Origin of the sequence: Clostridium saudiense, from assembly GCF_000577815.1 — a bacterium.
Classification (GTDB): domain Bacteria; phylum Bacillota; class Clostridia; order Clostridiales; family Clostridiaceae; genus Clostridium; species Clostridium saudiense.
The window spans coordinates 78,091-89,852 of record NZ_CBYM010000013.1 but is presented as its reverse complement, the minus strand read 5'-3'; the positions used below and the strand labels follow the sequence as shown (position 1 = coordinate 89,852).

Sequence of the window (11,762 nt, the reverse complement as noted above, 5' to 3'; positions counted from 1 at the left end):
ATATTGTTGCTATATAAAAAGGAGGTAAGTATATGATAAACACAAAAAAAATAATAATTCCATCGATATGTATAGCAATTTTATCGTTTGTTATTGGTGCTACAGATAATAAAAATTCAACTAAGGTTTTAGACGGGGTATATACATTAAGTCAAATAATAACTCAGGACGGTGAAGTTAGAAGTTTTACTTATGGAGGAGAATTGACAGTTAATGATTTAAAAACCACATTTAAAACACCAACACAGAACTGTCAGTGGGAACTTGAAAGAAATAGCTATGAAATAATTGAAAATGGATTTATTGAAACTTCTTCAAATACAAATGAAAAATATGTATGGATGAAAATTAACAATTAAAGAATAACTATTAATAATAAAATAATTGATTCGCAAGTTTAATATAAGACGAGCCAATGTATTATATTTTTTATGGGAGGGGAACTATGATAGGGGTATTAGCAACTTTCTTACCAATTACAATAGTAATATTAATGGCATTAGGAATATTTGCATATATAAAATTTCTTAAGAATATTAATAAGAAATAACGAAAAATCTTAAACTATTACGTATTAATTAATTTATAGGAAGTGAGTAATTATATTATATGTTCAGTAATATATTTTAGAAAGGGAGTAATTCTATGGAAAGAATAGGACATTTATTTTCTATTAAAGTATCACCTTTAGATATTGGAATAATACTTGTAACTTTTATAGTATTAGGAATTATCTTATATATGAAAAAAAGAAATGCGAAACAATCTTAAACTATTGCGATTCAAATAGGATGTCCAAATGGACATCCTATTATGTTATGCTAATTTCAACACTATTTTAAAACAAAGCCAATTAAATTTATTTATTAATAACTGTTATTTTTTTATTTACATTTGTAAAATATAATAGCTGATTTCTTCCCTAACTACTTATGTTCTATTAATTCAGCTTTATTAACTTCATCAAATGCAATTATTTCTGCTAAAATTTCATTAATATCCAATTCATCATCCAAATTTACTTTAAATCTTATTCTAGTTTTTTCTGTTGATTGCTTGCTAACTTCTATTGATATAATATCTGCCCCAAAATTTCTAAACATATCTTTTATCGCCTCAACAGTAGTCATTATATATCCACTTGTTTCAATTTCAATATGTGCATGAGAATTTCTTTTTATTGTTATTATATTTTTAAATTTAAATACATCATTTAAAAAAAGATAAGCCACGCAAGTAATTACTATTGAACTAATATATATTCCTGATCCAACAGCTAAACCAATAATAGCAACTAAACAAATAGATGCTGCTGTAGTTAATCCTTTGACGCTCCTTTTATCTTTAAGAATTGTACCTGCACCCAAAAAACCAATACCTGAAATATATTGTCCTGCTAATCTAAAAACATCATTATTTCCTCCATTTAGTCTATAATATTCTAATGATGTTAATTGAATAAGCAATCCAGCTAGACCAACAACAACATGAGTTCTAATCCCTACGACCATACCTTTTTTCTCACGATTGTATCCAATAAAACCTACTAAAGCTACACATAAAACTGTTTTAAAAATTATTTCCATAATTATTTTTACATCTAAGTTTTTAAATACCTCTTGTATCACTCCCTACCTCCTTTAATTACCTTTTAACCCCAAATAACCTTGTTATTATATTTTATGTTAATATACTATTGTAAACAATAGTAGTAATATTTTTATATTGCATTCAAATTCATAAATAAATTATTTTTTTCTTAGCTATCCATAACACTTTGTAAATTCATTCCAAAATCATCTGTTAAATCATCAGCTAATTTATCTTTTATATTTATATTATTAATATCTACTTCTTCTGATGTTGCTGCATTTACAGGGTATGTTTCATCAACATATTTTAATATAACATTAAAGTTATTATTTTTAGTTTCTGATATTGCATTAACTACAATATCTCTATATCCATTTGTAATGTTATCAGTTATATAAATTGGCCCATTTATATTTTTTGTTTTTGAAATATATTCATATCCTTCATCTCTTTGAGCAAAAATAATCATAGTTTTACTTTCATCCCCACCAAAGTCTGCTCCCCAAAGACATACTATAACTTCATCAACTCCATCATCATTTAAATCTTCATAATAATAAGTATACTTATCTTCATTACTATTATCTAATCCAGTAACAGCAAAAATAGCCTCAACTAACTTTGCATTATTTTTAGAGTTATCATTTTCTATTAATTCACTTGAATTTGCCCTACATCCATTAAATGAAATCATTATTATAGAAAATAATATTATAAATAGTTTTTTCATACTCACTTTCTCCTTTTCGTAGTATAATTTCTTCTTCATAATATTATTTCCATTATATTTTTCATTTATTTATTAATAAAAATAGGTAGTGCCCATATAAGCACTACCCATGATTTATTATTTTAATTTCCAGATATCATTATTATATTGTTCAATAGTTCTATCTGATGAGAAGAATCCTGCTTTACTAATGTTAATTAATACTTTTCTATTCCAAGTTTCTCTATCTGAATAATCTTCAAATACTTTATCCTTAGTCTTAATATAATCTTCTATATCAAGTAATGTCATGAACCAGTCTTTGTTAATTAATTCATTATATAATCTATTTAAGTTAACTTCATCCCCAACTTTTAACATTTCATCGCTAACGATAAAGTCTACTAATTCTTTTATATCTTCTTTTTCATAGTATTCCTTTGAAATATAATCACCTTTCTTATAGTGTTCAATTACTTGTTCACTTGACTCACCAAAGATGTAGATATTATCATCTCCAACTAATTCATGAATTTCAACATTAGCACCATCTTCTGTTCCTAATGTTAAAGCACCATTTAACATGAATTTCATGTTACCAGTTCCTGAAGCTTCTTTAGATGCTAAAGAAATTTGTTCTGAAACATCACAAGCTGGTATTAATTTAGAAGCCTTAGTTACATTGTAGTTTTCTACCATAACAACTTTTAAATATTTATTTACTTCTGGATCATTATTTATGATATCTTGTAAACAAAGTATTGTATGGATTATATCTTGTGCAATTATATATGCTGGTGCTGCCTTTGCTCCAAAAATCATTGTTATTGGAGTTGTTGGAATATTTCCTGCTTTTATATCTAAATATTTATGAATGATATATAAAACATTCATTTGTTGTCTCTTATATTCATGAAGTCTCTTTATTTGAATATCAAAAATAGAGTTTTCATCTACTTCAATATCTTGTGTATCTTTTAAGTATTTCTTTAAAGCAATTTTATTGTGCTTTTTAATTTCTTCAATCTTAGATAAAACTTCTTTATTATCAACGAACTTACCTAAGTTTTCTAACTTAGTTGCATCTGTTTTAAAATCTTCTCCAATAAGACTAGTAATATAATTTGTTAATTCATTATTACAGTGTATTAACCATCTTCTGAAAGTTATACCATTTGTCTTATTATTGAATTTTTCAGGATATATATCATAGAATGGCTTTAATTCTTCTTTTTCTAGTATTTCAGTGTGAAGAGCAGCAACTCCGTTTACACTAAATCCATAATGCATATCCATACGAGCCATGTGAACTCTATCATCTCTATCTATTATATATACTTCTTCATTATCATATTTTGCTCTTACTAAGTTATCTAATTCTCTGATTATTGGCATTAATTGTGGAACTACTTTTTCTAAGTAAGCAATTGGCCATTTTTCTAATGCTTCGGCTAATATTGTATGGTTTGTATATGCACACATTCTGGTAACGATACCGATAGCTTCTTGCATTTCTATACCCTTTTCGCCTAATAATCTTATTAATTCTGGTATTACCATTGAAGGGTGTGTATCATTAATTTGAACAACTGCATGCTCATCTAATTTGTGTAAATCATATCGATTTTCTTCAGCTTCTAAAATAATTAATTGAGCTGCATTACTTACCATGAAATATTGTTGATATATTCTTAATAAGTGTCCTGCTTCATCACTATCATCTGGATATAAGAATAAAGTTAAATTTTCTTTAATGTCTTCTTTATCAAAATTAATTCCATCTTTAACTAATGCTTCATTAACTGTATCTACATCAAATAATCTTAACTTATTTGAACCTTGATTATATCCTGTAACATCTATATCATATAATGTTGAAGTTACTTTGAACCCACCAAATAATACATCAAATTTAATGTTAGATTTATTTAACCAACTTTCTGGTGTTATCCAAGGATTCTTTTCTGCTGTTTGTTTGTGATCCTTAAATACTTGTTTAAATAATCCATAGTGGTAATTTAAACCAACACCATCACCATTTAATCCTAAAGTAGCTATTGAATCTAAGAAACATGCTGCTAATCTTCCAAGTCCACCATTTCCTAATGAAGGTTCTAATTCTATTTCTTCTATTTCAGTTAAATCTTTTCCGTTAGCTGATAAAACCTCTTTAACTTCATCATATAATCCTAAATTAATTAAATTATTTGAAAGTAATTTCCCAATTAGGAATTCTGCTGAAATATAATATAATTTTTTTGATCCCTTATTTGTTCCTTTATTTTTAATGCATCCTTTTGTCATTTCTAATAATGCTAAATATACTTGTTCGTTTGTTGCCTTTTCAATTGTTGTTTGAAATCTTTCATTTAAGATTTCAGTTAAATTATTTTTTACCATAATAAATTATCCCACCTTAAATTCATTATTTTTATAATATATATTTAAAAATGTATTTTTATGATTAAATCATTTACACTTATATAATAACAATTTTTTTAATTTCCCCTTGTATATTTTTATGATATTTTGTACATTTATTATGCTACTTTTAAAAAATAAAATTTTTTTTATTTTTCTCTACCCTTTTCGTAAACCTTTTCAGCATTTCTTTTAAAATATTTTTCTAAAAAAATAGAGACACTAATATTTAGCATCCCTATTTTTTTACTTTTTCTTTATTTTAAATTTCATTGAAATAATTAATTACAACTTCTTTATCACTAAAATGATGTTTTACTGTACCAATTATTTGATAGTCTTCATGACCTTTTCCTGCTATAACAACTATATCATCTTTCCCTGCAATTCTACACGCATATTCTATAGCTTCTTTTCTATCCTCAATAACAGTATGACTATCTTTAATTCCTGCTAATATATCTTCTATTATACTATGCGGATCCTCTGTTCTTGGGTTATCTGAAGTTACTATTGTAACATCACTATATTTCTCAGCAATTTCCCCCATTAAAGGTCTCTTAGTTTTATCTCTATCTCCACCACAACCAAATACAGTTATTAATTTACCTTTAACAACTTCTTTCATTGTTTCTAATATATTTTCAAGTCCATCTGGAGTATGAGCATAATCTACAACTACTGTACATTTCATTTTATCATGATATACTCTTTCACATCTTCCTGCCACTGCTTTCATTGTATCAAATGCTTCTATGACATCTTCTACACTTACATACCCACCAACTACTAACATGCCTATAACACCTAATGCATTGTAAATATTATAAAGTCCTGGTATATGAAGTTTTACATTACCTTTAAATTCATCTCCAATATATAAATCAAATGTTGACCCATTTGCTTGTAAATCTAAATTCTTAGCTCTAACATATCCATCATTTACCCCATATGAAGTAACTTCTTTGTTATCAGTACTACTTTCATGTAAAGTATTTAACATTTTCTTTCCGTATTGATCATCACAGTTTATAACAGTACTTTTAGCTCCTTTTATAAACTTAAATTTTGCATTATAATAATTTTCAAATGTCTTATGATAATCCATATGATCTTGAGTTAAATTTGTAAACATCCCTCTACTAAAGTTTAACCCTTCTACTCTTCCCATTGCAGATGCATGAGATGATACTTCCATTAGACAATACTTACATCCTGCTTCTCTCATATCTTTAATAAGTCTAAATAATTCTATAGCCTCTGGAGTTGTCATATTTGTTGGAATCATTTTTTCTCCAATATAGTTAGCAATTGTACCTATAAGTCCAACTTTATTTCCTGCATGTTCTAATATGTGCTTCATCATGTATGTTGATGTAGTCTTTCCATTAGTACCTGTTACCCCTAAGAATGTTAAATCACTATCTTGTATATTAAAGAAAGTCTTTGCTATTATAGCCATGCATTCTCTAGTGTCTTCTACTTTTATATATGCAATTCCATCTTTAATATCATTTATTTCTTTACTATGAATAATAGCTTTTGCCCCTTTTTCTATAGCTTCATTTATTAAATCATGTCCATCAACTTTTACTCCTATAACAGCTATAAACATGCTCCCATCAATAACTTGTCTCGTATCTCTTGTTATATCCTTAATTTCTATTTTTGTATAATCTATTTCATTTGTGCAACTATACTTTAATTTTGAGTTACATACTAATTCACTTAATAACATTGTTAATCTCCTTGTTTTGAATTTTTTCTTATTCAAAGATTTTATTATTCCATAATATTGTACATCATTTATTACTATTTATCTATATACTGTATTCATCTTTATCTCATAATCCTTCCCCCCTTTTATACTTTTAAACCTTATTTTAAGCTTATATTTTATTAGTATATATTGACCTATTTCTATCATTCCCTATCTTAATCTCAAACTATTTTACTATATATACCATAACTTATAATTTTTAGTTGCATTTTTACTATGTTTGTAATATAATTTAACAAATGGATTTTTTTAAATTTAATATCATCAAGGGCGATGATTCATATAAGCTGACAATCTTATAGTTAATTACATTGTTTTCTTAACTATAACTTTTTAGTTAATATATCTGAGCCTTTAATTACCAAATAACTTGAATTTGTACAAGGCTCGCTAAAAGCGGGCCTTTTTATTTTTATTAAAAAGGGGGCAATAAAATGTGTAGTTTTGTTGTATTTTCATCAGACAAATTACCTTTATCAGATTTTGATAAAGCTTTAAAAAACGTAGTTCATAGGGGTCCAGACAATACTTATTGTTCTATTGAAAGTGGTTTATCTTGGGGCTTTAACCGTTTATCAATAATGGATTTATCATCTAATGGTAATCAACCATTTAAATACTCTTCTTGTGAAGTTGTATGCAATGGAGAAATATATAATTACAATAATTTAAAAGAATTACTATTACCAGAATATAAGTTTCATTCAAGTAGTGATTGTGAAGTATTAATACCAATGTATTTAAAATACGGTATAGAAATAATGTGCAAAATGCTTGATGCAGAATTTGCCTTAGTTTTATATGATGGAAAAAATAATTCAGTTATAGCTGCAAGAGATCCAATGGGAATAAGACCAATGTTTTATGGTTACACAAAAGAAGATCATAAAATTTCATTTGCAAGTGAAGCAAAAGCTTTAATTGATTATTGTGAAGAAATTATGCCATTCCCTCCAGGACATTATTATAAAGATGGAGAATTTGTTTGCTATAATGATTTATCAGAAACAAAATTCATAAACAATGATGATTTAGATACAATATTCACTAATATAAGAACTAAACTAATTGCTGCTGTTGAAAAGAGACTTCATGCTGATGCTCCAATTGGTTATTTATTAAGTGGAGGTCTAGATTCATCTCTAGTATGTTCTATCGCTCAAAGAATAATAAAAAGACCTATCAAAACATTTGCTATAGGTATGGATACTGACCCAATTGACTTAAAATACGCAAAACAAGCAGCTGACTATTTAGGTACAGATCATACTGAAGTAATAATAAATAAAGAAGATGTTTTAGGAGCATTAGATGAAGTAATTTATCATCTAGAAACTTTTGATATAACAACAATTAGAGCAAGTATTGGAATGTATCTATTGTGTAAATATATTCATGAAAATACTGATTTAAAAGTTATCTTAACTGGTGAAGTTAGTGATGAATTATTTGGTTATAAATATACAGATTTTGCGCCATCAGCAAGTGAATTTCAAAGGGAATCTCAAAAAAGAATTAAAGAGCTTTATATGTATGATGTTCTAAGAGCTGACCGCTGTATTTCAGCACATGCCTTAGAAGGTCGTGTACCTTTTGCTGATATAGATTTTGTAAACTATGTAATGAGTATTAATCCTGCTAAGAAAATGAACAGTTACAATAAAGGAAAATATTTATTAAGAAAAGCATTTGATGGACAAGACTATTTACCACAATCTTTATTATATCGTGAAAAAGCTGCATTTAGTGATGCTGTTGGTCACTCTTTAGTTGATTATCTAAAAGCATATGCTGAAGAAAAATATACTTCTGAAGATTTAGAAGCTGCTAAAGAAAAATATACCTACTGTACACCTTTCACAAAAGAATCTCTTTTATATAGAGATACTTTTGAAAAATATTATGCTGGAAATGCTAAATGGATTAAGGATTTCTGGATGCCAAATAAATCTTGGGAAGGCTGTAATGTTAATGATCCAAGTGCTAGAGTTTTATCTAATTATGGTGATAGTGGAAAATAAAATATTTATATTATTTATAAAGAGCTCCTATTTCAAACTATATAGGAGCTCATATTTTTATCTCAGTTCTATCTTCTTGCTTCTTCTTTTATTATCATAGCTACGTTATATTCTTCAATACTATTAAGCTTTACAGAGTATGATGTTGGAATATACCAATCTTCATTAACAAAAAAATCCTTCCATTCATCACTTACAAAAATATATCCATGCCTTGCATATATTTCATTTCTTGCAATAGCTAACTCATAAGTCGATAAATCTTTTAATTCATCTGCACTAACCTTTCTAGTGCTACTATCAGGAATTATAAAATCTCCATAATAATAATCGTTGCTATTTGAAAACCCTTCTTCCTCAACTTTCTTTATTAACATGACATTTTCATATTCTATATCACTTAAATCATCAGTTGTAATTTCATAATTACTTCTAACATACCACTTTTGATTATTAAAATAGTTTTTCATCTTCTTTTGCTTGAATTGATATCCATGCCTTGCATATATTTCATTTCTTGCTATTTCTAATTGCTCATCACTTAATCCCCTTAAATCATCTTCAGTTAAATATCTTGTACTACTATCTGGAATAATAAAATAATTATCTTTAGCTGAAACTGCAGTTACTATATTTACCTCTTTATTACATTTGTTTTGAAAATTGATATTGTTAGTGCTTAATATACCACTTGTAATTATCAAACCACTAATAATAATTACTACTTTTTTATTCATTGCATCCCCCAAAAGACTTTTTATACTACTCATCCTATGCTTCTTTTTAACATTTATTTACACACTTTCTTTATTATTTCATGTTATAATAGTATTATAATTAAATATTAGAGGTGTACGTATGAAAGGACTAGGACTAATTATTTTATGCTTAATAATTATTGCTGTAATTGCGTTAATATTTTATGGTGGTAATTACTTGTACAACTTAGGACTAAATCCAAAATTCCCAAAAGATTTAGTATTTAAAAATAATGATTCAAATAATAAATCCACTAAAACTAATCAAGATGAGACAAGTGGCGTTAAAAGCATAGATAGTGAGAAATGGTTATTTGAATATAGCAACTATGAAGATTTGTTCATTACCTCAAAAGATAATTTGAAATTACATAACTACCTTATAAAAAATAAAGTTACTTCAAATAAATGGGCAATAGTAGTACATGGATATACATCACAAGGTAAGCTAATGGCTTCTTATGCTCAAAACTTTTACAAAATGGGGTACAATATTATAATGCCTGATTTACGTGGGCATGGTCAAAGTGAAGGAAATTACATAGGAATGGGTTGGGATGAACGATTAGATATTGTTGATTTAACTAAATACATTATTAATAACTACGCTAATACTGAAATCGTATTATTTGGAGTTTCAATGGGAGCTGCTACTGTAATGACTACTTCTGGTGAAAAACTTCCTAGTAATGTTAAAGCTATAATAGAAGATTGTGGTTATACATCTGCTTGGAGTCAATTTGCATATCAATTAAAATCATTATTTAAGTTGCATTCATTCCCAATGCTCGAAGTAGCAAGTCTTATTTGCAAAATTAAATCTGGATTCTTTATAAGTAAAGTATCTCCAATTAAACAAATAAAGAAATCTATAACACCAACTTTATTTATTCATGGTGATAATGATGACTTTGTTCCATTTTTCATGCTTGATGAACTATATAATGCCTTTTCAGGTGAAAAGGAAAAACTAGTTATCCATGGCGCTGCTCACGCAAAAGCTAGTTACGTTAATCCTCAGCTATATTGGACGACAATCGAAACTTTTCTAAAAAAATATATTAAATAATAATTTAACATTTATACAAAAAATAGTGGCAATTTATTTATCTAAATTGCCACTATTTTTTTGTTACTCATTTATAATCATTACCATAACTCTAATTTCTTTTCGTTATTTTACTCTAAATTTCAACTTTTTGATAATTTAGTTAATTGAAATTATACCTTCTACGTTTAGAAAAAAGTATTTTCTTAACTTTTAACAAAACAAGCTCTTTTCAACAACTTAATTTATTAATTAAAAATATTACTTGATTGATAAGATATTTTTAACTTTAATAATAAATTCAACTTCACTATTTGCTTCAACGAATTCTCCATTTACCATAGCTACTATACTTTCATCCATTCTTCCACCGCATTCTCCAATACAGCCAAAAACTATTTTTTCATCTTTGAATTCTTTTTTTACTAATTCTGGATCTATACCAGAACATCCTGGACACATTACTATCATATCTTTTCTCCTTTATTCTTATAAACTAAAAAGGTGTCATATTATAAACACCCTTTATTCTAACCTAATTAAATTCTTTATCAATATTTTTCTAATTTATTTAGCTAAATCATTCTTACTCTTTTAAAACCCATTCTAAAAACTCTGGAAATCTTCTCCTCCAAGAATCCTCCGAATGATTTGCGCCTTCCTCAATTACTACTTTTATATCTTTCTTATCTTGTCCTAAATTTAAAAGTAAACTTTCTAACTCTTTAGTATCATCTACGTAAATATCATTAAATGCAATAACACTCTCATCAGAAGTTTCTTTAGTTCCTGAATCTAAATAAACTCTTAATCCTTTTTTATAATTTTCTTTTATAAATTTCATTAAATTTTCTTTACTAAACCATATAGCCGTTGAAAATGCACCTATTACAGAAAATACTTCAGGATACTTATACCCAATATATAAAGATATAAACCCGCCCATTGAAGAACCTGCTATAAATGTATTTTCTTTTGTTTTTAGGGTTCTATATTTATTATCAATAAATGGTTTTAATGAATTTACTAAAAATTCACCATACAACTTACCTTCCCCACCAGCTTTGTATATTCCCATACCAGGAGTTAATTCCTTAAGATTATTATTTACCCATGGGGAATATTCATTAAGCCTTCCCTCAATATTTTCACTATTACAGTCAATTCCAACAACTATGACTCCATCATTTCCATTTGCCTCACTCTTATTCATAGCACTTTGAATATCCCATATGCCTCCATAAGCTGAGGTTTCCTTATAAAAAAGATTATGTCCATCATGCATATACATAACTTTATAATGTTTATTTAAGTTCTTATCATAATCATTAGGTAAATATACCCTAATCATCCTCTTCCTATTTAATTCTTTTATTTCTACCTCAAAATTTTCAATACGATACATCTTTTACCCCTCAATAAATTCTTAAAA

General features: G+C 27.0%; 11 protein-coding genes. 4 read left to right on the top strand and 7 right to left on the bottom strand.

All coding sequences use genetic code 11. The annotated features are described in order from the left end of the window. Window positions 1-32 precede the first annotated feature (32 nt). Complete coding sequence (locus TY07_RS08570; protein ID WP_042398132.1) at window positions 33-359, top strand: hypothetical protein; 327 nt, start codon at window positions 33-35, stop codon at window positions 357-359. Between the two features lie 286 nt (window positions 360-645). Next, a complete protein-coding gene (locus tag TY07_RS18725; RefSeq protein WP_278244480.1) occupies window positions 646-771 on the top strand; it encodes a hypothetical protein in 126 nt (41 codons plus the stop codon). A 155-nt stretch (window positions 772-926) separates the two neighbouring features. Here the strand turns inward: TY07_RS18725 and TY07_RS17255 are convergent, their stop codons facing one another. The 4 genes from TY07_RS17255 to TY07_RS08550 form a co-directional block, all read right to left on the bottom strand. Then, window positions 927-1,628, bottom strand: a complete 702-nt coding sequence (locus tag TY07_RS17255; protein ID WP_052330657.1) for an MgtC/SapB family protein — start codon at window positions 1,626-1,628, stop codon at window positions 927-929. A gap of 131 nt (window positions 1,629-1,759) precedes the next feature. After that, on the bottom strand, window positions 1,760-2,323 hold the full coding sequence (locus TY07_RS08560; protein WP_042398130.1) for a hypothetical protein: 564 nt from the start codon (window positions 2,321-2,323) through the stop codon (window positions 1,760-1,762). 117 nt (window positions 2,324-2,440) lie between these two features. Continuing rightward, window positions 2,441-4,702 carry a glycogen/starch/alpha-glucan phosphorylase gene (locus TY07_RS08555; RefSeq protein WP_042398127.1) on the bottom strand — a complete coding sequence of 754 codons (2,262 nt, stop codon included), beginning with the start codon at window positions 4,700-4,702 and terminating at the stop codon, window positions 2,441-2,443. A gap of 283 nt (window positions 4,703-4,985) precedes the next feature. Then, the gene (locus TY07_RS08550) at window positions 4,986-6,461 is read right to left on the bottom strand and encodes a UDP-N-acetylmuramoyl-L-alanyl-D-glutamate--2,6-diaminopimelate ligase (protein ID WP_042398125.1); all 1,476 of its coding nucleotides are present in this window, start codon (window positions 6,459-6,461) and stop codon (window positions 4,986-4,988) included. A gap of 476 nt (window positions 6,462-6,937) precedes the next feature. Between TY07_RS08550 and asnB the strand changes: the two genes are divergently transcribed. Then, on the top strand, window positions 6,938-8,524 hold the full coding sequence (gene asnB / locus TY07_RS08545) for an asparagine synthase B (protein ID WP_042398123.1): 1,587 nt from the start codon (window positions 6,938-6,940) through the stop codon (window positions 8,522-8,524). Between the two features lie 68 nt (window positions 8,525-8,592). Here the strand turns inward: asnB and TY07_RS08540 are convergent, their stop codons facing one another. After that, complete coding sequence (locus TY07_RS08540) at window positions 8,593-9,261, bottom strand: YARHG domain-containing protein (RefSeq protein ID WP_042398120.1); 669 nt, start codon at window positions 9,259-9,261, stop codon at window positions 8,593-8,595. Between the two features lie 121 nt (window positions 9,262-9,382). Here TY07_RS08540 and TY07_RS08535 point away from each other — a divergent pair, with 121 nt between their 5' ends. Further along, entirely contained in the window at window positions 9,383-10,351 is a 969-nt protein-coding gene (locus tag TY07_RS08535; protein ID WP_042398117.1) for an alpha/beta hydrolase, read from the top strand. A gap of 240 nt (window positions 10,352-10,591) precedes the next feature. Here TY07_RS08535 and TY07_RS08530 read toward each other — a convergent pair whose 3' ends face one another. Next, window positions 10,592-10,801, bottom strand: a complete 210-nt coding sequence (locus TY07_RS08530; RefSeq protein ID WP_042398114.1) for a YuzB family protein — start codon at window positions 10,799-10,801, stop codon at window positions 10,592-10,594. A gap of 115 nt (window positions 10,802-10,916) precedes the next feature. Further along, complete coding sequence (locus tag TY07_RS08525; RefSeq protein WP_042398110.1) at window positions 10,917-11,735, bottom strand: alpha/beta hydrolase; 819 nt, start codon at window positions 11,733-11,735, stop codon at window positions 10,917-10,919. Between the last annotated feature and the right edge of the window lie 27 nt (window positions 11,736-11,762).

Bases quoted from the DNA above. Each gene is read 5' to 3' on its own strand.
- TY07_RS08570 (WP_042398132.1), top strand. From the start codon at position 33: ATGATAAACACAAAAAAAATAATAATTCCATCGATATGTATAGCAATT.
- TY07_RS18725 (WP_278244480.1), top strand. From the start codon at position 646: ATGGAAAGAATAGGACATTTATTTTCTATTAAAGTATCACCTTTAGAT.
- TY07_RS08560 (WP_042398130.1), bottom strand. From the start codon at position 2,323: ATGAAAAAACTATTTATAATATTATTTTCTATAATAATGATTTCATTT.
- TY07_RS08555 (WP_042398127.1), bottom strand. From the start codon at position 4,702: ATGGTAAAAAATAATTTAACTGAAATCTTAAATGAAAGATTTCAAACA.
- TY07_RS08550 (WP_042398125.1), bottom strand. From the start codon at position 6,461: ATGTTATTAAGTGAATTAGTATGTAACTCAAAATTAAAGTATAGTTGC.
- asnB (WP_042398123.1), top strand. From the start codon at position 6,938: ATGTGTAGTTTTGTTGTATTTTCATCAGACAAATTACCTTTATCAGAT.
- TY07_RS08540 (WP_042398120.1), bottom strand. From the start codon at position 9,261: ATGAATAAAAAAGTAGTAATTATTATTAGTGGTTTGATAATTACAAGT.
- TY07_RS08535 (WP_042398117.1), top strand. From the start codon at position 9,383: ATGAAAGGACTAGGACTAATTATTTTATGCTTAATAATTATTGCTGTA.
- TY07_RS08530 (WP_042398114.1), bottom strand. From the start codon at position 10,801: ATGATAGTAATGTGTCCAGGATGTTCTGGTATAGATCCAGAATTAGTA.
- TY07_RS08525 (WP_042398110.1), bottom strand. From the start codon at position 11,735: ATGTATCGTATTGAAAATTTTGAGGTAGAAATAAAAGAATTAAATAGG.